The sequence below is a fragment of the Enterococcus sp. DIV2419 genome (assembly GCF_051711865.1).
GTDB classification, from domain to species: domain Bacteria; phylum Bacillota; class Bacilli; order Lactobacillales; family Enterococcaceae; genus Enterococcus; species Enterococcus faecalis.
The window spans coordinates 1188833-1212511 of record NZ_JBIONS010000001.1; the positions used below are offsets into that span (position 1 = coordinate 1188833).

The 23679-nt window shown below is 37.3% G+C and carries 21 protein-coding genes, 1 tRNA gene and 2 other annotated features; of the genes, 14 read left to right on the plus strand and 8 right to left on the minus strand.

Features of this window, described 5'->3' with window-relative positions:
• Positions 1–4: 4 nt before the first annotated feature.
• Positions 5–970, plus strand: coding sequence for a hypothetical protein (locus IGI97_RS05520; RefSeq protein ID WP_202522599.1), 966 nt, complete (start codon positions 5–7; stop codon positions 968–970).
• Between the two features lie 87 nt (positions 971–1057).
• Here the strand turns inward: IGI97_RS05520 and IGI97_RS05525 are convergent, their stop codons facing one another.
• The 3 genes from IGI97_RS05525 to IGI97_RS05535 form a co-directional block, all read right to left on the minus strand.
• Positions 1058–1237 carry a hypothetical protein gene (locus IGI97_RS05525; protein ID WP_002383739.1) on the minus strand — a complete coding sequence of 60 codons (180 nt, stop codon included), beginning with the start codon at positions 1235–1237 and terminating at the stop codon, positions 1058–1060.
• A gap of 213 nt (positions 1238–1450) precedes the next feature.
• On the minus strand, positions 1451–2941 hold the full coding sequence (locus IGI97_RS05530) for a glucosyltransferase domain-containing protein (RefSeq protein WP_438738152.1): 1491 nt from the start codon (positions 2939–2941) through the stop codon (positions 1451–1453).
• A 156-nt stretch (positions 2942–3097) separates the two neighbouring features.
• A tRNA-Thr gene (locus IGI97_RS05535) sits at positions 3098–3170 on the minus strand.
• Between the two features lie 263 nt (positions 3171–3433).
• Positions 3434–3679: a binding site (T-box leader), on the plus strand.
• A 300-nt stretch (positions 3680–3979) separates the two neighbouring features.
• Positions 3980–4230 (plus strand) — a binding site (T-box leader).
• 85 nt (positions 4231–4315) lie between these two features.
• On the opposite strand from IGI97_RS05535, the gene IGI97_RS05540 reads away from it, so the two are divergent.
• The 5 genes from IGI97_RS05540 (at position 4316) to IGI97_RS05560 (ending at position 10054) form a co-directional block, all read left to right on the plus strand.
• Positions 4316–5386: a methionine ABC transporter ATP-binding protein gene (locus IGI97_RS05540; protein WP_002401302.1), complete on the plus strand. Its 1071-nt coding sequence runs from the start codon at positions 4316–4318 to the stop codon at positions 5384–5386.
• Between the two features lie 18 nt (positions 5387–5404).
• Positions 5405–6085, plus strand: coding sequence for a methionine ABC transporter permease (locus IGI97_RS05545; RefSeq protein WP_086318092.1), 681 nt, complete (start codon positions 5405–5407; stop codon positions 6083–6085).
• Positions 6086–6104: 19 nt separating this feature from the next.
• Positions 6105–6938 carry a MetQ/NlpA family ABC transporter substrate-binding protein gene (locus IGI97_RS05550; RefSeq protein ID WP_002366917.1) on the plus strand — a complete coding sequence of 278 codons (834 nt, stop codon included), beginning with the start codon at positions 6105–6107 and terminating at the stop codon, positions 6936–6938.
• Between the two features lie 14 nt (positions 6939–6952).
• A complete protein-coding gene (locus tag IGI97_RS05555; RefSeq protein ID WP_002356951.1) occupies positions 6953–8146 on the plus strand; it encodes an amidohydrolase in 1194 nt (397 codons plus the stop codon).
• A 369-nt stretch (positions 8147–8515) separates the two neighbouring features.
• Positions 8516–10054 carry an ABC-F family ATP-binding cassette domain-containing protein gene (locus IGI97_RS05560; RefSeq protein WP_285705444.1) on the plus strand — a complete coding sequence of 513 codons (1539 nt, stop codon included), beginning with the start codon at positions 8516–8518 and terminating at the stop codon, positions 10052–10054.
• A gap of 54 nt (positions 10055–10108) precedes the next feature.
• On the opposite strand, the gene IGI97_RS05565 is transcribed toward IGI97_RS05560, so the two are convergent.
• Genes IGI97_RS05565 through IGI97_RS05575 form a run of 3 tightly spaced genes read right to left on the minus strand, consistent with a single transcriptional unit; the run spans position 10109 to position 12649 of the window.
• On the minus strand, positions 10109–11035 hold the full coding sequence (locus IGI97_RS05565; RefSeq protein WP_002356954.1) for a metal ABC transporter substrate-binding protein: 927 nt from the start codon (positions 11033–11035) through the stop codon (positions 10109–10111).
• Positions 11022–11891 (minus strand): metal ABC transporter permease, encoded by an 870-nt coding sequence (locus IGI97_RS05570; RefSeq protein WP_002377030.1) that lies wholly within the window; start codon positions 11889–11891, stop codon positions 11022–11024. The genes IGI97_RS05565 and IGI97_RS05570 overlap by 14 nt, the downstream gene beginning before the upstream one ends.
• A complete protein-coding gene (locus tag IGI97_RS05575; RefSeq protein WP_438738156.1) occupies positions 11888–12649 on the minus strand; it encodes a metal ABC transporter ATP-binding protein in 762 nt (253 codons plus the stop codon). Before IGI97_RS05575 ends, IGI97_RS05570 begins: the two co-directional genes overlap by 4 nt.
• Before the next feature lie 212 nt (positions 12650–12861).
• On the opposite strand from IGI97_RS05575, the gene IGI97_RS05580 reads away from it, so the two are divergent.
• The 4 genes from IGI97_RS05580 (at position 12862) to mnmA (ending at position 16900) form a co-directional block, all read left to right on the plus strand.
• On the plus strand, positions 12862–13836 hold the full coding sequence (locus IGI97_RS05580; RefSeq protein WP_002362076.1) for a ribose-phosphate diphosphokinase: 975 nt from the start codon (positions 12862–12864) through the stop codon (positions 13834–13836).
• Positions 13837–13992: 156 nt separating this feature from the next.
• Positions 13993–15138 (plus strand): cysteine desulfurase family protein, encoded by a 1146-nt coding sequence (locus IGI97_RS05585; RefSeq protein WP_002360007.1) that lies wholly within the window; start codon positions 13993–13995, stop codon positions 15136–15138.
• A gap of 67 nt (positions 15139–15205) precedes the next feature.
• A complete protein-coding gene (locus IGI97_RS05590) occupies positions 15206–15550 on the plus strand; it encodes a DUF1831 domain-containing protein (RefSeq protein ID WP_379896919.1) in 345 nt (114 codons plus the stop codon).
• 225 nt (positions 15551–15775) lie between these two features.
• The gene (mnmA, locus tag IGI97_RS05595) at positions 15776–16900 is read left to right on the plus strand and encodes a tRNA 2-thiouridine(34) synthase MnmA (RefSeq protein ID WP_002362075.1); all 1125 of its coding nucleotides are present in this window, start codon (positions 15776–15778) and stop codon (positions 16898–16900) included.
• Between the two features lie 179 nt (positions 16901–17079).
• Here the strand turns inward: mnmA and IGI97_RS05600 are convergent, their stop codons facing one another.
• Both IGI97_RS05600 and IGI97_RS05605 read right to left on the minus strand, forming a co-directional pair.
• Positions 17080–18318, minus strand: coding sequence for a multidrug efflux MFS transporter (locus IGI97_RS05600; RefSeq protein ID WP_379896920.1), 1239 nt, complete (start codon positions 18316–18318; stop codon positions 17080–17082).
• 16 nt (positions 18319–18334) lie between these two features.
• Positions 18335–18850 (minus strand): YbhB/YbcL family Raf kinase inhibitor-like protein, encoded by a 516-nt coding sequence (locus IGI97_RS05605; RefSeq protein ID WP_002362073.1) that lies wholly within the window; start codon positions 18848–18850, stop codon positions 18335–18337.
• A 132-nt stretch (positions 18851–18982) separates the two neighbouring features.
• Here IGI97_RS05605 and IGI97_RS05610 point away from each other — a divergent pair, with 132 nt between their 5' ends.
• The 4 genes from IGI97_RS05610 to IGI97_RS05625 all read left to right on the plus strand — a co-directional run bounded on the left by IGI97_RS05610 (position 18983) and on the right by IGI97_RS05625 (position 23175).
• The gene (locus IGI97_RS05610; RefSeq protein WP_002356965.1) at positions 18983–19552 is read left to right on the plus strand and encodes a TetR/AcrR family transcriptional regulator; all 570 of its coding nucleotides are present in this window, start codon (positions 18983–18985) and stop codon (positions 19550–19552) included.
• Positions 19553–19649: 97 nt separating this feature from the next.
• A complete protein-coding gene (locus IGI97_RS05615) occupies positions 19650–20015 on the plus strand; it encodes a DUF1033 family protein (protein ID WP_002356966.1) in 366 nt (121 codons plus the stop codon).
• 130 nt (positions 20016–20145) lie between these two features.
• The gene (locus IGI97_RS05620) at positions 20146–22227 is read left to right on the plus strand and encodes a DNA topoisomerase III (RefSeq protein WP_379896921.1); all 2082 of its coding nucleotides are present in this window, start codon (positions 20146–20148) and stop codon (positions 22225–22227) included.
• Positions 22228–22311: 84 nt separating this feature from the next.
• Complete coding sequence (locus IGI97_RS05625) at positions 22312–23175, plus strand: AraC family transcriptional regulator (RefSeq protein WP_379896922.1); 864 nt, start codon at positions 22312–22314, stop codon at positions 23173–23175.
• Positions 23176–23679 lie beyond the last annotated feature (504 nt).

Below are 23679 nucleotides of genomic sequence, written 5' to 3' on the forward strand. Positions count from 1 at the left end.
AGATATGAGTACCATTCATGAATTTCCAAAAAACTATGAACGTTTTATTGCACAAGGAGAAGAAGCACTTGTAGAACATAATCAGATCGCCGCTTTAGAAAATTTTCAACAAGCCTATCAGCTACAACAAACGCCGCCAGTAAACCAAAAAATTGTCCAATTATTGTTGGAAATGGGTGAAGCTGACGAAGCACTAGCATTGGCAGAAGCGTTCCAAGAGACTTATTTTGAGAACCTTGAAACAGCGGCAATTTATATGCAAATTTATAGTCAAAGTCGTCGCTTTATTGAAGGGTATATTTTATTGAAGCAATTACTTCAAACTAAAAAAATAACGCTAGCACAACAAAAAACGTTAGAACAGCAATTAATGCAAGTGGAAGAGGCGTATCAACAATTAGAAACGCAGCAAATTCAAGCAATTAAAAGGAACTTGTTAGTAAGCGATCAATTGCCCGTTTATCAACAATTAGCGAACATTAAAACCAGTTTATATTTGCCTAAACCAGTATTTGTGGAAGTCGCAAAAGATTTAGTTATGAACCAAGCACTTAGTTATTTTGCTCGGGAATGGTTCATTGAAGAATTAGCACTGTTGCAATTTTCAGAACCACTGACCTTTCTTTGGTATGACAATCAGCCTCAGACAGTCTTACTAGAAGGAAAAACTGGACCGTTAAATACGCCAATCTATTCCGAAATTTATACTGAACTTAGGAATCGCTTAGAAAATGATGATCCAATTATGCTGCAGCATTTGGAAGAAGAAATTCGATTGCATCTTACCTATTTGTATCCATTAGCAGAGACGGTTATTTCAGATCCAACTATCTGGGTCTTGGGTTATTTGGCAACCTACTATCCTGAATATATTGAAAAAGAATTGACTGAAGCAAAAGGCCATCAAATCGCTGCTGTTCAAAAAGTTCAACAGGCGATACGAACGGCTTTTACACAAATAATGCTTTAAAAAATGGCACGTCCTAAAAGCGAGGACGTGCCATTTTTTCGGTTTCAGAAATTTGCTGAATCTGCTCTAATTGCTTTTCTTGACTGATTATTGCGGATAATAGAAAAAAGCAAGACAGAAATAAGTAAAAAGGATTCCTTGAATCAAGCAAATCACAACGAACAATGGCGTTGCTCCTGGAAAAGAATCAGAAATCCGTGTAATTAAAAATTCAACCAACCACAAAATCATTGAAAATAAAAATAATTTTTTCTGACGAGTTCTCATAGTCCGCAACAACCTTTCTGGTGATTTTCACTTCTCTATCATAACATAGAAAACGAGCTGTTTTTTCTCAAAAATTTTGTTACTTCATAAGAAAAATGGGAAATAAACAAGTTTCAGGAAGTACTAGCTTTATCCGAAAAGAATACTTAATCCATCTTAATCAAACCATACAGTCACGTTTATTGCAAAAGAAGTGTTTTTGGATGGAACAAATTATTTCATAAACACAAATATTTCTTTGTTGTTTGTATAAATGTCATAAAAGTGATTACTTACTACTTTTTGATTTTTAGACATATCCGTATCGGTCAGTGGTGCCATCTCTACTCCTAAATTCGATGAAGTATTGAACCAAACGTAATTAGGGAAATATAGACCGTCATTTGGTGGCACAATTTTTGAAAGAATTGGGTAGTTTCGACTTGTATTAGCATAAACAGTTGAATTTTTGAAAAACGTATTTAAATAAACTTTTTTTCGTTCGTTTGTTACAACATTTTTTAAATCATCTGTTAAAACAGCTGCTTGGCGATTGAATGCTTCTTTTTGATAGTTTAATGTGGAAGAATACACCAAAACAAACGATAAAATATAATAAGATAACAAGCTGGCCACAAGTAACGAAGTTAGATAAATTGCTTTCACTTGTCGATTGTTAAATAAACTTAACATGCTGATTGTAACAAAAACAGCAAATCCGTAAATATAGCGAGGCGCATCACCTGCGATATTTCTTGAATAGACAATAAAAATACCAAAACTTAAGAGAGAAGCAAGTCCTAAATACAAGATACAATAAAGGAAACTTAGGCCTAAGTTGATTTTGCTATTTGATAGATGACTAATAAAAAATAAAACAAGCAGTAGGAGCAGTAATAAGAGCCATAAACGATTACTCTGGTTCAATAGCTCTGAAAAATAATGGTAACTATTTTGATAAGCCACACTGGGAATATCATGCAAACTTGGTAAGGCCTGACTGCCCCCAATGTTGTTTGTTGCGGAAGGTACAAATTTTAACTCGATAAGGTAGCTCACTATAGAAAGTAGATAAGCGATAGCAGCAAGTGCGACTTTTTTACAAAGAGCAATGAAATTTTCTCCAGCAAGCAACTGCTTGAAAGTAAGGAATAAGACGATAACTATATAAATTCCTGACGAGGCTTGGTAAGTATTAAACATAACAAACAGTGAAAAGACAGAAACCAAGGAAAACGTAAAAGAATTACGCTGCCACCAATAAAAAGGAAGAAACGAACAAAAAATACTCAATGCCATATAGGGACTATCAAACCTGAAACTAAGACATTGGAGGAACCAAGGATTGAGGCCAATTAAAGTAGCTACTAAAGAGGAACCCCAGCTAATTTTTTGGTCATTGATGATATAAATTGCCAGTATGCTTGTGAGAGATAAGATAAGACCTGTTAGAATCGGTGTGGTCAAGCCCAGATCTGTCAAATGACGACTTCCTTGAACAAACCATGAGAGAAATTCACTGCCCCAACGTGCGTAAGTCGTACCAAAATCTGTCATTCCAGCGACTTGGCGAGCATTATCATCTAAGTAAGGGAAATTGATAATGCCGATGGATAAAACTGCCACTTGATAAATTAAAATGATCAATAGAAGATAGGCTTTATTTTCAATACACCAATTCTTTAAATCAAATTTTTTTGATTCTGTAGGTAATTGTTTCATCATTGTACTCCACTCCAATAATTATTTAACAATTAAAATATACCATAACGAGTGGAATGAAGAAATTGCTTTTGTTATTTTCTCATCTTGACAGAACACTAAGTGTAGGCAAAACAAAAAATCCCAACTCTTTATTAAAGAGTTGGGATTTTACCAAAAAGCCACCTGCCGGGCTTGAACCGGCGACCCCCACCTTACCATGGTGGTGCTCTACCAACTGAGCTAAGGCGGCACTTTCAAAGGCTAAACTAACTCGAGGATTGCAACGAAGTGAAACCCATAGAGTTCATTTTCAAAGGCTACACTGCGACGAGTAATCGTCAAAGTTCCTTTTGAAAAATCGTACAAATCTCGTGCACAAGAAATAGAATAACGTATAGACGAAAGTTTGTCAATTGCTCTTTCGTAAAAAAAGAAAAATGATTTTTTTCTAAGAAAAACTGTTGACAATCTCTTTTTTCTCTAGTAAAGTGTAAATCAACATCACAGATAACTATTCATTCGTTGAAGAGAAGAGTAAATTTTGATGACCTTCAAAAGAGAGTCCTGATTGGTGAAAAGGGACAAGGTTCAGAAAAGTTGAAGATGGCCTCTGAGAATAAATTGCTGATAAGTAAGCAATTTCGGCTAAGCACCCGTTACCATGTGCACCAAGTTAATAAAGACTTGGATAAGAGATGAGATATAAAGAATCAGTTATATTTCGAAAAAAGGTGGTACCGCGAATCATTCGCCCTTTACTAGCAAAACGCTAGTGAAGGGCTTTTTGCTGTGAATCACTACGACTGGCGCGAAGCGACAGAGTAGATGATGAACAGTACAAGGTGACCGAAGGGCAAGTTGTGTCATTTGCACGAAAGTGTTCCTACGATTCTCGCCAAAGCTGCGATTCTCGTCACAGTTAAATCCTGTTGAGCACTACGACTGATGCAAAGAGAGAGAGCAGCTATTATCTGCGATTACTCGATGCTTGAAGGGATAGGAACTCTAGTCTGTTTGATTTTGAAAATAAACGAAAATCAGTTTAAAATGAATAGAAATAAAAAAGCAGTGATATAGTAAGTACAAGACTTGATTTGTTTAACAGAGAGCCTAGGTAGCTGAGAATAGGTGACAAAGACGTTTTGGAAAATGGCTATTGAGCAAGCGCTCCGAGTGTTAAACACAAGGCGGCGACGGGTGCTCCCGTTATCGAGCTAGGGTATCGAACATATTGTTCCGTACTTGAAAAGGGAATTTGTGTGAGCAAATTCTGAACATGAGGTGGTAACACGCAAAAAAGCGTCCTCAACGATACAACTCGAGTTGTGTCGTTGAGGATGCTTTTTTCTTTTTTATGAAAAAATGCAGGTTGGTAAGAATGAAGGGGGATAAAGAATGATTGAACTAAAAAATATCAGTGTGACATTTCAACAAAAAAAACAAGAAATTCAGGCTGTCCAAGATGTTTCTTTGACAATTGATAAAGGGGATATCTACGGAATTGTTGGTTATTCCGGTGCTGGAAAAAGTACGCTAGTACGGGTAATTAATTTATTGCAACGACCAACAGCGGGCACCGTTATTATTAACAAAGAAAATATTTTAACTTTTTCTAAAAAGGAATTACGACAACAACGAAAAAAGATTGGAATGATTTTTCAACATTTTAATTTGATGAAAGAGCGGACCATATTTAGTAATATCGATTTTTCATTAAAATATTCTGGGCTAAGTAAAACTGAGCGGCGTCAAAAAATCAGCCATTTATTAGAGCTAGTTGGACTAAGTGAAAAACGGGACGCGTACCCTAGTCAACTATCAGGAGGGCAAAAACAGCGAGTTGCGATTGCCCGCGCTTTAGCAAATGATCCTGAAATTTTACTTTGTGATGAAGCGACGAGTGCGTTAGATCCAAAAACAACGGGACAGATTTTAGCCTTGTTAAAAAAGTTAAATCAAGAACTGAACTTGACGATTGTCTTAATCACCCATGAAATGCAAGTGGTTAAAGAAATTTGTAATAAAGTCGCGGTGATGGAAAATGGCTGCGTTGTCGAATCAAACGATATTGTTTCGATTTTTAGTCAACCCCAACAACCTTTAACAAAAGATTTTATCCGGACAGCAACTCATATTGACCAAGCATTAACCACGATTCTTGAACATCCTAAATTAGCTGATTTAGATAAAAATCAAGAATTAATTGAATTTTCTTATGTGGGAGATCAAACGAACGAGCCATTAATTGCACAATTGTATAGCCAATATCAGGTATATACAAATATCCTTTATGGCAATGTCGAAATTGTTCAAAACGTTCCTATTGGCCATTTAATTGTGGTGCTTTCTGGTGATGAGGCCCAGCGTCAACAAGCCCTTACTTATTTAGCGAAACAAGGCGTGCGAACCAATGTTTTGAAAACCTATCAGCAAACGAAGAAAAAGCAGAACTTACAGGTGATTTAAAAAAGGAGTGAACTGAGAATGTATCAATTATTTGAGAAATATTTTCCGAATGTTGTCCAATTAAAACAAGAGTTTCTTCAAAGTACATGGGAAACATTATACATGGTTTTTTGGACAGCATTGATAGCTGGTGTGTTAGGAGTCTTGTTGGGTGTCGTGCTTGTTAGTACTGGCCCCAGTGGTGTTTTGAAAAATCCACCCCTGTACAGTGTCTTAGAAAAAATTATTAATGTTTGCCGTTCTATTCCTTTCATTATTATGCTCGCACTGATTCAACCATTAACACGAATTTTGGCAGGAACGACAATTGGTACAACCGCAGCGTTAGTCCCATTAGTTATTGGCGTAATTCCGTTCTTCGCGCGCCAAATTGAAAATGCGTTATTAGAAGTGGATTCTGGCGTTATCGAAGCGGCAGAAGCTATGGGGACGAGTCCCTTAGGGATTATTTTTCGGGTTTATCTAATTGAAGGGTTACCAAGTATTATTCGTGTTTCAGCGGTGACAATTATTAATTTGATTGGATTAACAGCCATGGCAGGAGCGATTGGAGCCGGTGGTCTGGGCAACTTAGCGATTACTCGAGGATACAATCGGTTTCAAACCGATGTGACATTTATGGCCACGTTAATTATTTTAATTATGGTATTTATCAGTCAAGCCATTAGTAATCAATTAATCAAAAAAACATCACATTAGAAAAAAGGAGAAATGACAAATGAAAAAATTTAGTAAATTAATTGGACTTATTGGGGTATTAGCTTTTACGATTGCAGGTTGTGCATCGGGGTCTGCGAAGGATACTAAGACAGAAACCGTTAAACTAGGGGTTGTAGGAACAAAAAATGATGAATGGGAATCGGTCAAAGACCGTTTGAAAAAGAAAAATATTGATCTACAATTGGTAGAATTTACAGACTATACGCAACCCAATGCAGCATTAGCAGAAAAAGAAATTGATTTAAATGCCTTTCAGCATCAAATCTTTTTAGACAATTACAATAAAGAACATGGGACGAAATTAGTATCAATTGGCAATACAGTCAATGCACCATTGGGAATTTACGCCAATAAATTGAAAGATATCACGAAAATTAAAGACGGCGGAGAAATTGCTATTCCTAATGACCCAACGAATGGTGGGCGGGCGTTAATTTTATTACAAACTGCAGGACTGATAAAAGTTGATCCTGCGAAACAGCAACTACCGACTGTCAGTGATATTACTGAAAATAAACGCCAATTGAAAATAACTGAATTAGATGCTACGCAAACAGCGCGCGCTTTACAAGATGTCGATGCTTCAGTGATTAATAGCGGCATGGCTGTCGATGCTGGGTATACACCAGATAAAGATGCTATTTTCTTAGAACCTGTAAACGAAAAAGCGAAACCTTATGTGAACATTGTCGTGGCCCGAGAAGAAGATCAAGAGAATAAACTTTATCAAAAAGTTGTAGAAGAATATCAACAAGAAGAAACGAAAAAGGTCATTGCAGAAACATCAAAAGGCGCCAATGTTCCAGCCTGGGAAACATTTGGTAAAAAATAAAGGAGGCATTTATAATGAGTACAACAACGATTCAAACAATCCAAGAAGCTATTGCTACAGAAAAGGAATGGATAATCCATTTAAGACGCCATTTTCATCAATACCCTGAAGCAAGTTTAAAAGAATATGAAACGATTAAGCGAATTAAAGAAGAACTACTAGCCTTAGCTATTCCTTTTGTAGAAGTAGGGGAAACGGGTGTTTTAGCAACCATTGAAGGAAGTCTTGGCGCTGGCAAAACGATTTTGTTACGTGCAGATATTGATGCGTTGGAATTGCCAGATGCAACAGGTGCTGCCTATGCTTCTAAAAATCCAGGACTCAATCATGCTTGTGGACACGATGGTCATGCGGCAGCATTGCTAGGTGCAGCTAAAGTGCTCAAAAAACATCAGGATACCTTTTCAGGAACGATTAAACTGGCCTTCCAGCCAGCTGAAGAAATTGGTGCAGGCGCTCGACAATTTGTGGAAGGAAATTATTTAGAAGCAATCGACCAAGTGTTTGGGATTCATTTAGATTCTAGTGTGCCGGTCGGGAAATTAGTCGCTACCAAAGGCGCCACCAACGCCTCTTGTGATATTTTTAAAATTGAAGTCAGTGGTCAAAGTAGTCACGTCGCCCAACCACAGAATGGCCGAGATGCTGTTTTAGCAGCGGCCAGTATCGTTGTGGAATTACAAAAAATTGTAGCTCGCGAGATTGATCCTTTAGATTCTGTCGTAGTAGGAATTGGCGTTTTACAAGCAGGAACACGCTATAATATTGTAGCAAACCAGGCAACCATTGAAGGTACTGTTCGAACATTTAGTCAGGAAACGCGCCAATTTGTTTTACAACGAGTCGAAGAAATTGCCCATGAAATTGCCCAGTCTCATCGCACAGAAATTGCTGATTTTTCTGTTTATGCGGCAGCGAATCCATTAATTAATGAAGAACAAGCAACCAACCGTGCACAGCAGGTAGCCAGTGAAATTGTTGGTTTTGAAAATGTTGTGACCGATCATCCTAAAAGTTTAGGGGCGGATGATTTTGCTGATTACTTAGCGGTAATTCCTGGTATCTATGGACGGGTCGGTTCACGAAACCCTGAAAATCCTGCTACTCATTTTGGACACCATCATGAACAATTTGATATTGATGAACGTGCCTTACTTTTAGCAGCAGAGTACCACGTACGCTATGCATTAAACTATTTATCAGAATAATAGGGATAGGGAGCCGACAAAATGATTGTTTGTGGGCTCCTTTCGTTATAAACCAACGTGGTTTGCTTTCTTGTCATACTATGGTAGAATACAAGCATAAGAAAGGTGATTCACATGTTTTTTGTTTTAACTGATAAATTAACAAGAAAAGTAGCTCCCGATAGTTTAAGAACAGATGAAGCACTGTTGTGGAGCCGAGCAATTAATTTCTTCATCGCTTGATAGCACATTTTTTGACTAGAAAAGCTAGTCTTATTTGAGTGTACGTACAAGCGGTTGTCGGGATTTCTGTCAGGATGGACGACGTGCAGACGTGGTTCTTTTTTTGTTGTCCCAAAATAATCAGTTAACAAGAAAGAAGTGACGAAAATGAGTATTTTAACTATTGAACATTTAACGCATCGATTTGGCGAAAAGGTCTTGTATGAAGAGGCTTCATTGCAAGTGAATAAAGGGGATCATTTAGGCTTAACTGGCCAAAATGGTGTCGGCAAATCCACCTTAATTAAAATTTTAACGGGGGAAGTATTGCCAGACGAAGGAACGATTCAGTGGCAAAAAAATTGCAAGATTGGGTACTTGGATCAGCACGTTTCTGTAGAACAATCACTAACGATGGTTGATTTTTTGAAACAAGCCTTTCAAGAACTTTTTGATAAAGAAGCGAAACTGACAAAACTTTATGAAGAATACAGTCAAACGGCTTCGGAAAAACTTTTAGAACAAGCAGGCAAATTACAAACAGATTTAGATGAAAGTAATTTTTACCAAATCGACACGATTATTCAGGATTTAGCCAACGGGTTAGGACTACAAGCAATTGGTTTGGATAAAAAGTTAGGGGAGCTAAGCGGTGGTCAACGTTCAAAAGTGATTTTAGCAAAATTATTGTTAGAGACCCCTGATGTGTTACTTTTAGATGAACCCACCAACTATTTAGATGATACACATATTCAATGGCTTGTTCGCTATCTGAATAATTTTGAAGGAAGCTTTCTATTAGTCTCTCATGATTATCAATTTTTAAATGAAGTGACGAATTGCATCGCAGATATTGAGTTTGGCAAATTAACCAAATATACTGGAAATGTAGAAAAATCTTTTGCACAAAAAGAGCAGAATAAACAAACCTATTTGAAACAGTATCAGGCCCAACAAGAAAAAATTGAAAAAATGGAAGCCTATATTCGTAAATACAAAGCTGGAAATCGAGCAACGATGGCTAAAAGTCGTCAAAAACAATTGGACCGGTTGGAACGATTGACTCCGCCTGGTTCCTTGACTAAGCCAGCGATTGAATTTCCTTATCAAGGGTTAGTTGCAACGCAAGCACTAACGACCCAGAAGTTAGTTGTCGGCTATCGGGAACCTTTGTTAGAACCGTTAGATTTAATGGTTCATGTCGGTGAAAAAGTCGCATTGAAAGGCTTTAATGGGATTGGCAAATCAACATTAATTAAAACGTTAACGAAAGTGATTCCTTCATTAGATGGAGAATTTCATTATCCGCTGAATACAAAAATTGCTTATTTTACCCAAGACTTAGCGTGGCCTAATGAGCAGTTAACGCCACTAGACTATTTATCAGATCGTTTTCCAGATACAACGATTAAAGAGCGAAGAAGTCATTTGGCTAGGGCAGGTTTACCAGATAAGTTAGCAATGCAGTCGTTAGCCCTGTTAAGTGGTGGTGAGCAAACAAAAGTAAAACTAGCGGAACTAATGATGCAAACTAGTAATTTGTTATTTTTAGATGAGCCAACCAATCATATTGATGAAGCGGCCAAAAAAAGTTTACAAGAAGCAATTCACGTTTACCCAGGAACGGTTTTTCTGGTTTCCCATGAAGCAGATTTTTATGAAGAAATTGTGGATCGAGTAATTGATATTGAGGAATTAGTTAAATAAAGAAGAAAGAACCAAGTTGAGGGGGAGTCAACTTGGTTCTTTCTTCTTTATTATTTATTTACTCATTAAGCCATCATGGATTTTTGTTAAATTCCAGTTCATCATGCTGTAGTACGTATCGCCTTCTGTTCCTTCTTTGGCAAGAGAGTCTGTGAAAAGTGTATCGTAAATTGGTCGTTTCACTTCTTTTGAGACCCGTTCCATACTACGTTTATCGACACTGGTTTCAACAAATAACACAGGTGCTTTTGATTTCTTAATGGTATCAATAATCGTGGTCATTTGTTCAGGTGTTCCTTGACTTTCTGTGTTAATTTCCCAAATATAAGCGGCATTTAAATCATAAGCTTTGGAGAAATATTTAAAGGCACCTTCACTTGTAACTAATAATTTTTTATCATCAGGAATATCAGCAAATTTAGCTTTGGCTTCCTCATGTAGTTTGCTAAGTTTTTCGGTATAATTTTTCGCGTTTTCTGTATAGAAATCTTTATTTTTTGGATCTTTTTCTACTAACACGTCACGAATGTTTTCTACATATTTAATGCCATTTTCAATGTCTAACCAAGCATGCGGATCTTCTGTTTGTTCTTGACCGGCACTTGTTAAATATTGTGGCGTAACATTTTTGCTTGTAGAAAAGTAATCTTTATTCTCAACTTTTTTGGCCGTTTTCATTAATTTGTTAAACCAGCCATTTCCGCCTGTTTCTAAGTTCAAGCCGTTAAAGAATAAAATGTCCGCTTCAGAAGCTTTCGCAATGTCTTCTGGTAACGGTTCATATTCGTGAGGGTCTGTCCCAATTGGCACAATACTATGCAGCTCAATTTTGTCTTGTCCAACATTTTTCACTAAATCAGATAGGATCGAGTTCGTTGTCACAATTGCTAATTTTTCTTTCTTTTCAGCGGCTTGATTCCCGCAAGCAGCTAACGTTAACCCTGCTAAAAGTGTTAAAAAAAATAAACTAAATTTTTTCATTCGTTGATTCCTCCATTTCTTTCTGACGGTTTACAAATACTAGGCCTTTCTTTGGTGAGAAAAAGAAAGCCAATAAAAAGAATAAGGCGGCGGTTAAAACAATCGTCGCACCAGAAGCTAAGTTATAAGAATAACTAAAGAATAGGCCAATCACTGAACTTAAAATCCCAAAAGTAGAGGCTAAGCCAATCATTGTCGGTAAGTGATTTGTTAATAGATAAGCTGTTGCCGCTGGTGTAATCAGCATGGCAATGACTAAAATAGTTCCGACGGTTTGCAAAGAAGAAACAGCGACTAATGTTAGTAAAAACATCAATGCATAGTGGAAAAATTGAATATTTAAACCATAGGCCTGAGCCATTGTGGGATCAAAAGAAGTGAGTTGCAACTCTTTATAAAACAATGCCACAAAAATCAAAACAATCACACCGACGACACAAGTAATTAAAATATCGGTATCTGCGACCGCTAATACATTTCCAAACAGAATATGATATAAATCGGTGGAACTTTTTGCAAAAGAGATAAAAATAATCCCTAAAGCAAAAAAAGAACTAAAGACAACACCAATGGCAGTATCATTTTTTAGTGGACTTTTTTGGGTAATAAAGCCGATCGATAATGCAGCTAATAAGCCAAAAATAGAAGCGCCAAAAATATAATTGAAACCAAACATATAAGAAACAGCGACCCCTGGTAAAACAGCATGGGAAATCGCATCACCCATCAAAGACATCCCACGTAAAATAATGAATGAACCAATTACCCCTGAAATGAGTCCGACAATTACAGACGTCAAAAGGGCATTTTGTAAAAATTGATAACGGAATAAACCATCAATAAATGCAGCAATCATTTTGCAACCCCCTGTATTAATAAATCACCTAACAAATCACCTAACAAATCACCGTATGCTTCTTGTAGCGTTTCTGCAGTAAACGTTTGTTCAACAGGACCCGCAGCAATTAGCCGGTTTTTCAAAACGATTAATTCATCAAAATAGTGGGACACTTTGTGCAAATCATGGTGAACAATGATAATCATTTTACCTTGATTTTTTAATGATTTGAGAATATCCATAATCACTTTTTCACTAGACATATCAATGCCGACGAAAGGTTCATCTAAAAAAATCACCTCAGCACCTTGGGCCAAAACACGGGCAATAAACACACGTTGTAATTGGCCACCAGAAAGTTCGCCAATCTGGCGTTGCGCATAGTCTTCTAATTGCACCATTTTTAATGCAGCCATGGCTGCTTGCTTTTCTTTCTTTCCTGGGCGTTTTAATAGTCCCAAGTTTGGATAGGTTCCTAGCAAGACCGTTTCAAAAACGCTAATTGGGAAACTAAGATCCAAGGCGCTACGTTGTTCTACATAGGCAATGGTTGTTTTTTGTTGGTCAATCGCTTGATTATTTAACAAAACATCACGTTCCTTTGTTTTAATCAAGCCTAATAACCCTTTAATAAATGTTGACTTTCCAGCACCATTTGGTCCGATAATTCCAGTAATTTTACCGGAGGGAATAGTAACGTGGATATTATTTAAAGCGGTCCGTCCTTGATATTGAACGGTTAACGCTTGAACAGCTAAGTTAAAGCTTTTTCTCATGAAATTCCTCCTTTTTAGGTTTGCCTTAAAATCAGTATAAGGGATAGTTTAAGAAAATGCAAATAATTTTTAGGTGCACCTAAATACAAGCGCTTTTTTCACAAAGAAAACCGTTTCTTTCAATAAATTAAGGAGGATCCCATGATTTTTATGACAAAAAATGGTAGAATATGAATGAAAACGACTATTATTTTATATTGACGGAGGATATCATGACCGAAAACTATCAAGATGACACCTTACGCATCTTCAGTTTAAATGCAAATCGACCACTTGCTGAAAAAATCGCAGCATCAGTAGGAACAGAATTAGGAAAAAGCACCGTGCGCCAATTTAGTGATGGCGAAATTCAAATTAATATTGAAGAAAGTATTCGTGGCGATCATGTCTACATCATCCAAGCAACGAATGCCCCTGTAAATGATCATTTGATGGAATTGCTTATTTTAATTGATGCATTAAAACGTGCTAGCGCAAAAACAATTAATGTTATTTTGCCTTACTATGGTTATGCTCGCCAAGACCGCACAGCGAAACCAAGAGAACCCATTACTGCGAAATTAGTTGCTAATATGTTGGTAGAGGCAGGCGCAACACGTTTGTTAACATTAGACTTGCATACTGTTCAAGTCCAAGGATTTTTTGATATCCCAGTAGATAATTTATTTACAATGCCTTTGTTTGCTCATTATTATCGTCAACAAGCATTAGTAGGGGAAGAAATTGTGATTGTTTCGCCTAAAAACAGTGGCGTTCAACGCGCACGTAGTTTATCGGAGTACTTAGATGCGACCTTAGCAATTGTAGACCATGAAGAGATTGATGGGGTGCGTCAAGAAGGTTACGTTATTGGGAATGTCGCTGGGAAAAAATGTATTCTTGTTGATGACATTTTGAATACTGGTCAAACGTTAGCCACAGCGGCGGAAGTTTTAATGAAAAATGGTGCGCAAGAAGTGTATGCTTGCGCCTCGCATGGTTTGTTATCAGAAGGCGCAAAAGCAACCTTAGAAAATGCGCCAATTAAGGAAATTAGTATTACTGACTCTGTTTATACGACAGCAGACCGCCAACCAGCAACCTTGAATATTATTTCTTGCGCTGAGTTAATGGGGGAAGCGTTACTTCGTATCCATGAAAATAAACCAATGAGTCCATTATTCCGTTTAGAACCAAAAGGAGAATAAGTGATTCCTTAAACTAGAAATAGGTCTAACAACTTTAATAGTGTTGGGCCTATTTTTCTTATCTCTTTTATAAATAGAAGAGAAAGTATTCTGATTTTGTGTTTTAAGCTTTTTATGCTAGAATAACGCCAGAACATAAGGAAAGGGACGAGTCATTTGGAACCCATTTATTTAGATCATGCGGCAACAACACCGCTTCATCCAACGGTCATTCAAGCGATGACTGAAAATATGCAAACGACTTTTGGCAATCCATCAAGTATTCATCAGTTTGGACGAAAGGCACACGGTCTTCTGGAAGAAGTGCGTCAAACGATTGCCGAGAGCTTACAAGCCAAACCCCACGAAATTATTTTTAATAGTGGTGGCACAGAAGGGGATAACACAGCCATCTTGGCAGTTGCTTTTTCTCGTCAAAAGGAAGGAAAACATATTATTACTACGGCAATTGAACATCCCGCTGTGTTACGAACGATGGAATACTTAGAAACGTTAGGCTTTGAAGTGACTTACTTGCCTGTGAATGAAAATGGTCAGATTTCAATGGATCAATTCAAAAAGTCTTTACGCGAAGAAACGATCTTGGTTTCAATGATGTATGGCAATAATGAAATTGGAAATCGATTACCGATTGCTGAAGTTGGTGCAATTCTTAAAAATCATTCGGCGATTTTTCATACAGATGCCGTCCAAGCTTATGGAAGTGAAGTCATTTTACCTCATGAATTAGGGATCGACTTATTAAGTATTTCCGCTCATAAAATCAATGGTCCAAAAGGCGTAGGTTTTTTATTTAAAAGCGATGCAATCCAATTACCACCTCTTTTACATGGTGGGGAACAAGAAGAAAAACGACGTGCGGGCACGGAAAACTTAGCTGGAATTATTGGCATGGGTACTGCCGTTTCATTACTAACTTCTGCAGAAAAGCAAGCAAGAAAAACAGCCTATCAAAGTTTTCAAACGATTATTTTAAAAGCGTTAGAAGAAGCCAATATTGATTTTTCAATTAATGGTGAACCAACCAATCGTTTAGCGCATGTCTTAAATCTTCATTTAAAAGGAATTCCTAGTGATTTGCTCTTAATGCATTTGGACTTAAGAGGTATTGCGATTTCAACTGGCTCGGCTTGTACAGCGGGAACTGTGGATCCTTCGCACGTGTTGACAGCGATGTATGGAGAAAATTCCTCAGCTATTAAAGAATCAATCAGGATTAGTTTTGGCTACGGGAACACACCAGAAGAAATTGCGACTTTTTCTGAAGTACTAGTTGCAGTGATTCAACAATTGAAAAAATAATCTGATTGCGGCAGCTACAGGTTTTCGCTATAATGAAGATAACAATGAAAATAACGAGGTGGAACCCATGGCATTTACAACAATGGCTGCTGTTGAAGGCTCAACAGTTTTTTACAAAGTACATCCTAGTGCAAAACGCTATACATTAAAAGATAACGGCTTTACTGAAACAAAATCAGGGAACTTTCAATTGATTCGTTCCTTAGATCCAACGCCTCAGAGAAATGAAGGCTTCAAATTGAAAATTACGATCACTGCTGATCTAAAAGAGTTGAAAATGTCCATTACAACGGCAAATGGTTTAAAACCAATGAATATTTTCAAGAATGAACAACATGAAATGAGTAAAGAAAAATACTTTTTCTTAATGGATGGCTTAATTAGCCGTGGTGTATTAGAGAAAGTAGAATAATTTAGAGAAACCTGAAGAAACAAGTGAAAGTAGCTTGTTCCTTCAGGTTTTCTGTTTCTTTGAAAGCAACAGCTTGTTGGCTGTGTCTTTGTTCCAAGTATTTTCTCATTATACGCCCGGCTTGCTTTACTTATTTCAAAAAAATAGTATAATGAAAAGCACTGAAAAGTTACGACCTTCAAATCGTGGATGATTTCAGAATCTAATTGAAATGATGGTGATAAAATGGCAGATAACAGCAAAACGCGTGTCGTGGTAGGCATGAGTGGCGGTGTCGATTCATCTGTCACAGCGTTGCTTTTAAAAGAGCAAGGCTATGATGTAATTGGGATCTTTATGAAAAATTGGGACGATACAGACGAAAATGGTGTCTGTACCGCAACTGAGGACTATAAAGATGTCGCAAAAGTAGCGGATCAAATTGGGATTCCGTATTATTCGGTCAATTTTGAAAAAGAATATTGGGACCGTGTGTTTGAATATTTTTTAGCAGAATATCGGTTAGGACGGACACCAAATCCAGATGTCATGTGTAATAAAGAAATTAAATTTAAAGCATTCCTAGATTATGCTATGCAACTAGGCGCTGACTATGTTGCAACTGGCCACTATGCACAAGTAGAAACGGATGAAAATGGCGTAGTGCATATGTTACGTGGAATTGACAATAATAAAGACCAAACTTATTTTTTAAGCCAATTATCACAAGCACAATTGGCAAAAACAATGTTTCCATTGGGTGGCATGGAAAAGTCAGAAGTTCGTGCAATTGCTGAACGTGCTGGATTAGCCACAGCCAAGAAAAAAGACTCAACGGGCGTTTGTTTTATTGGTGAAAAGAATTTCAAAGAATTTTTGAGTAATTATTTACCAGCTAAAAAAGGCAACATGGTGACAGAAGATGGCGAAATCAAAGGACAACATGATGGTCTGATGTATTATACTATCGGTCAACGTCAAGGCTTAGGAATTGGTGGCGGCGGTAAAACACAAGAACCATGGTTTGTGATTGGGAAAGATTTAACTACCAATACATTATATGTGGGACAAGGATTTCACCATGAAAAACTATATGCAACACATTTAGAAGCTAGTGAGGTTCATTTTACTGTTGATACGCCAATGCCAAAAGAGTTTGACTGTACGGCTAAATTCCGTTATCGTCAAGCAGATATCCCAGTGCATGTTTCCTTATCTGAAGATGGCACAAAAGCAACCGTTACGTTTAAGGAACCAGCGCGCGCAGTCACTCCAGGTCAAGCTGTTGTTTTTTATGATGGGATGGAATGCTTAGGGGGCGGCTTAATTGATCGCGCCTACCAAGATGAAAAAGAACTACAATACGTCTAAAAAGTTTCACGAGTTGTGAAACAAAAAGCGCAGAGTTAACCAAAAGAAAAGCGGATATGCTGGTCATAAAACCAGTAAATATCCGCTTTTCTTTTTTGTTTTATATGCCTATTTTTTTAAAAATAAGAAAAAGAGAAAAATTAAAAATTCAAATTGTGGATAACTTTTCTGTGTATAACTTAGTCATCATTTTTCTCTTTTTTTAATTCGGCGGTGCTTCGACGAACCCATAGAAGGTTAAGGAGAACCAGACAAGAAGTGGAAATAAAGACCCCACGATAACCGAAAGCGGCAGATACGCTTGAACCAATCATAGGACCAATCACATTTCCTGTCGCTTGGAAAGATTGATTGTAACTGAAAATACGACCTGCAGCGTCACTTGGGGAATAACGAGTGATCAATGTTTGAACAGCTGGTAGTAAACAGGCATCGGAAATCCCAACTAAGAAACGAAGCATAGCAAGCTGCCAGACATTTTGAACAAAGGCCATTGGTAGGTAAACGAAAATGGCTAAAATTAAGCCAATTGTCAAGATGCGTTCACTGCCAATACGATCGCCTAACCGGCCGAAACGAGGGGCGGCTATTAACGTTGCAATCCCTGGAATAGAAGCAATGACTCCGCTAATTAAGGTGACATTTCCGTGACCACCCAACAATTGTTGAATATATAAACTGATGATGGGACTAATTGAATTATTGGAAGCTTGAATGATTAATGTCGTAATAAACATTCCAAGAATCACGTGGGGATGTTCTAGTTTTTTTAAAATTTGTTTCCCAGATGCGGCTTGATTTTTTTCAATTGGCACAAACTCTTCATGGACAAAGACGAGACTCAAAACAAAAACGAGTAATAAAATCGTACCAGTAATGAAAAAGGTTGGCCGATAACCGAAAATAGACGCAGTGACACCCCCCAAAAGAGGACCAAGCAACGTGCCGGTAACAGAACCAGTTGCTAAAGTACCAAGCACTTGACCGCTTTTTTCCTTAGGTGTGCCTGTAGCAACTAACGCAGTCGCATTACTGATATAACCAGAAAAAACACCTTGTAATAAGCGTAAGCCAATTAATTGATAAACACTTGTGACTGCGCCCATTAAACTAATGACGATAGCCATCCCTAATGAAGCGCGTAATAACATTAACTTGCGTCCTTTTCGGTCGGCTAAACGGCCCCACCAAGGTGAAACAATGGTTGTGACTAAAAAAGTGGAGGAGAACGTGATTCCGCTCCAAAAATTCAATTGTTGGTGGGTAAAAGTACCTAATGTGTTGATATAAAGAGGCATGAATGGCATCACTAAGCTAAAGCCAATACCAGCCATAAATGTGCCAAACCATAAAACAAGCAGATTTTTTTCCCAAGGTTGTCTTAGACGGAAAATTTTACTTTTAATTAATTCATACATTCTATTTCCTCACTTTCTAGTAAAGGAATTCAAATTTGGCTTTGGCGAGTCGTTGATCATTCAATGCTTGATGCAATTCATTCGCAAAAAAGCCTTCTTTTAAATTTAGTGGATTTTTTGTAGCGTACACATATAACGTATAGGTGTGCACACCAGAGCGAGGGCTTAACCCCAGATAACGTTCGGTTAACTCAGGTAACGTTTCAGTGGCAAGCGCAGGAATCATCTGTTTCCCCAAAGGAGAAGCAAGACTATTTTTTCCTTGAATGGTAGGCTTGAGTGCTGTTCGACTAAAGTCTTCAGGAATCTCATTGGTTACAGGAACATTGGCCGCTAACCAATGAATAAAAGGGAAACCAATTAGAGGAATCGTGTCATAATCAATTAATTCCCAGGATAAATAGCGGGCTTCTTTAGGAATGGCCGCTAATGAAATAGGAAAAGATAAGATAGGACGTTCGTGTAATAAAAATTCTGCACTGGTTCGTTTGCCATAACGATCGGCCAAATGAGAACGGTTGGTAATATGCATGCCAAACAGCCTTCTTTCAAAAATAATGTTTACAAATTATTATTATAAACTATAATTTATAGTTTAAAAAGAGTCAATAGATATGATAAACTAATACTTGTCCAAAATTTAAGAATTGGAGGCGTTAGAAAGATGGCAAAAAAACGGAATTTAACGAAAGCCAAAATCCTTGAAAGTGCCCGCAACCTAGCGGAAGAATTGGGCGTTCAACAATTAACCTTTCAAAATTTAGCCGTTGATTTAGGCATCAAGTATCCTTCACTCTATAATCACTTTAAAAATATTGCTGAAGTAAAAAATGCTCTAGTGGACTTGTTAATTCAAGAATTAAATGATGCATTGCGAAGAGCCTTAGTGGGTAAGAGTGGCGCAGAAGCAATTCGGATATATGCTGAAACGTACCAACAATTTGCTTTTGAAAATTCTGCAGTCTATGAATTACTTATCAGTGTGCCGAAAACGCAAAACCAACAATTAATTGAAGGCATCCATGAAACCAATCAAATTATCTTACAACTTTTAGCTTTTTATCCATTTAATAATGAAGAACGACTGCATAAAAGTCGAGAATTACGTAGCTTAATCCATGGTTATATTACCTTACGTTTTTTAGGTTATTTTCAACGCGAAGAAGCCACGCCGGAAGAAAGTTATCGTCGCATGATTGAAGATTTTATTGCTTCTTTAGAAGTGGCAGGATAAAATAAATTTCAAAAATTTCTCAGTCCGAAACCAAATCCTTGCAACTTTTTCAGAAAGTGACTATGATACCTACAGTAGCAAAAAAAGGAGCGGTTCAATGTATCAAGTAATTACAATGTATGGCGACAATGAACCTTGGTGGTTTTTTGATGATTGGCAAGAGGACATTGTTCAAGAAAAAACCTTCGATAACTTGACCGATGCAGAGACATATTATGTGGAAGTTTGGCAAAAACTTTCTCAGAATTATACATACGTCAACACAAAGCCTAATTATTTAACGGCTTTCTGGAATGATGGGGAAGAACGCTGGTGTGAAGAATGCGATGAAGATTTACAACAATACTTCGGTTTAGCATTACTAGAAAATCATCATGCGGTTACTTTTGAAAATAAAGCTGAGTTTACCACAATATCCAATCATTTTGGCAAAACAAAATTCTGCAAACGGAAAGTTATTTGAAACGCATGAGTTTAAAGAAAAACCTCAGGGAATTTTCTTTAAACTCTTTTTCTATTCTCGGAATTTAGAGAAAATCGAGCTAATATTTGGTATAATACGAAAAGATAGCACTCAAAAAGGAGCGAAACTAGTGGTTGCAAAACAATTAATTATTGCTGAAAAACCTAGCGTAGCAAAAGATTTAAGCCGCGTTTTAGGAGCAAATCAAAAAAATAAGAATTATTATGAAGGACCCAACGTGATTGTTACCTGGGCTTTAGGCCATCTCTTAGGACTAAAAATGCCAGAAGATTTAAACAAAGAATGGCAAACGTGGCAAATGGAAACTTTACCGATGATTCCTAAGAATTTAGGGATTAAACCGTTACCGAAAACGGGACATCAATTAAAAGCGATTAAACAATTAGCCAATCGTAAAGATGTTTCTGAAGCCGTGATTGCCACCGATGCTGGTCGTGAAGGTGAATTAGTAGCCCGCTGGATTTTAGAATATGTCCGTTTTAACAAACCAGTCAAACGCTTATGGATTTCATCTCAAACAGACAAAGCCATTAAAGACGGGTTTAAGAAAATTCGCCCAGCGAAAGACTACGATAATTTGTATTACTCTGCCTTGGCGCGCGCAAAAGCTGACTGGTTAGTTGGGCTAAACGTCACACGGGCCTTGACAGTTAAATATCAAGATAACTTATCCGCAGGTCGTGTTCAAACACCAACTTTAGCAATGGTGCGCCAACAAGAAAAAACGATTGAACAATTTAAGCCTCAAACTTATTTTACTATCTCGTTAACTGTTGAATCAGAAAAAGCAAAGATGACCCAAAAAAATCCATACGCTTTAAAAGAACGGCAGGAAGCAGAACAATTAGTCAAAGAACTCTCAAAACAAAAGGGCTTAGTTACCGATATTCAAGAAAAAGTTAAAACAGAAAATGCGCCGTTACCATATGATTTAACCGAAATCCAGCGTGAAGCCAACCAGCGATTCCAATTTTCTGCAAAGAAAACGTTGTCTCTTGTACAAAGTTTATACGAAACCCATAAAATTGTTTCCTATCCTCGAACTGACAGCAAATATCTAACGACGGATATGAAAGGAACGATGAAAGAACGACTTCAAGCCATTGCTGATTTTTCACCAGAAGTGAAAGGCTACCTTAAAAATGGGGCCGTTGTTAAACAACAAAAAGTTTTCCAAAATGCAAAAGTCACGGATCACCATGGGTTGATTCCAACTGAACAACGTCCTCGTTATGAAAAACTGAGCAATGATGAACAAAAAATCTATCAAATGATTGTTCAACGATTCTTAGGTTTGTTTGCTGAGCCAAATCAAACCAAACAAACAAAAGTTACAGTCGCTTTTGGAAAAGAAACATTTGTCTTTCATCAAAATAAAGTAGTTGTTGCTGGCTGGAAAACAACAGCCGAACAGCCGCTATCCACTGTCCAATGGCAAAAAGGCATGACCGTTGCGCCAAACTTTACCATTAACAAAGAATTAACGTCGCCGCCAAAACCATTAACCGAAGGAACGTTGTTGGGAAAAATGGAGAAACACAGTTTAGGCACACCGGCAACGCGAGCTGAAATTATTGAAAAACTGATTAAATCAGAATTGATGGAACGAACCAATAGCGGTTTAAGTGTCTCTGCCAAAGGAAAGCAACTATTAGACTTGGTGAATCCATCACTTGTGACACCTGAACTAACGGAAAAATGGGAAAAGTCGCTCGAAGCAATCGCTTCGGGTCAACAAAAGAGTCAACTTTTCTTAAAGGATATTGAAGAGGATACGAAAAAATTAGTCCGTGAAATTAAACAAAGCGAGAAAAAATATCAAGATTTTTCCATTACGCAAAAAAAATGTCCAGATTGTGGCTCAAACTTACGGGAAAAAAATACGAAAGATGGGAAGATTTACGTTTGTACAAAGCAAGAATGTTCTTATCGTCGGCGAAAAGATCCTAAAGTATCCAATCACCGTTGCCCACAATGTCATAAAAAAATGGTCATTATAGAAGGAAAAAATGGTCGTTCTTTCAAATGTAAATTCTGTTCGATTACTGAAAAAATTCCCGATAAAAAAGAACGAAAACAAAAAATGACTAAACATGAAGAACGTCGTTTGATGAAAAAATATTCACAACCAGACGAACCTGAAGAAAGTGCTTTAGCACAGGCTTTAAAAGCCGCTATGAACCAAGAGTAGCGACTTGACGAATGTTGGCTCTAAATAATCAAGTCATCTTTGTTGGTCTTTAGTAAACTTTCAAATAGAAAGAGAGGGACACGGATGCTCGCAAATTTAAATCAAGCAATGGATTATATTGAAGAACATTTAACGGAAGAAGTATCCTTCGATGAATTGGCGAAAAAGACAGGGATTTCTGTTTACCATTTTAAACGAACTTTTTCGTTTATTGCGGGGATGAGTCTGGCTGAGTATATTAAAAAGAGACGTTTGGCGGAAGCAAATTTAGCATTACTTGCTGGTGAAAAAGTGACAGATGTAGCTTTTAAATATGGTTATCAAAGTATTGAAGGATTCTCAAGAGCTTTTCGCGATTGGTCAGGACAAGCCCCTTCTGAAGTAATGAAAACACAAATCCAAAAAACGTTCCCTAAATTCTCTTTCTATATTGATATTAAAGGAGGACAATCAATGGATGTTAAATTGATTGAAAAACCAGCGTTTCAAATAGTCGGAGTTAGTCAGAAGGTTCCCTTGCAGTATCAAGGGGAAAATCAAGCAATCATGGAATTAGCACAGCGCATTACACCACAACAACGAGCGGAAATGCATACATTTGATGATGTATATCCTCATCAAGTAGTAAATACTTCTTTTGACTTTCAAGAGGGACGAACAATAGAGGGTGGAGAAATGACACACATGATTGGCTTTGCCACTTTGCAAGAAAATACCTATGAAGATTTGGAGCAACTAAGCGTACCTGCTCATACATGGGCGGTTTTTCCAAATGAAGGTCCTTTCCCACAAACTTTACAAGAAACCTGGGCAAGGATATTCTCTGAATGGTTGCCTTCATCTGGTTACCAAGTCGTTGCAGCACCAGAAATTTCGTTTACGCAATATCAAGGACCAGCAGAAGCTAAGTATAGTGAAATCTGGCTCGCTGTTACAGCTACTAAATAAAGAAAACCCACCATTGAAAAATGGTGGGTTTTTCCGCCAAGAAGGAGAAAGTTTGGTATAATAAACGTGAAGAAAAAAATCAGACCTTCTAAACTGAAAACTAGCTATGGATAAGTGATGCGACTACGGAATCATGGAGAAAAAATAATTCTCCGAGGTTTTAGAGTCATGTTGTTTAGAATGGTACCAAAACGTTTCGGCAAGGCGAACCCTGGTATTTGGTGTTTTAGAGCCATGTTGTTAAAAAACAAACTATCACCTCAAGCAATCCGTAATTTTCATCACAAGATTAGAATTTTTATCATCAAAGCCGAGCTACTTCAATTTTCGGAAACTAATCAAGTGATAAGTCAAAATGTTGATAGATTGAGATTAGTTCTTCCTTTTTTTAGGAAGGGCTTTTTTTATTGATAGAAGAAAGGGAAGAAATCTTGGTAGCACCTAAAAAAATTGTGAGAAATGCTTCTGTATTGTTTGGTTTCTGCCTCAGAAAGTTGTATACTT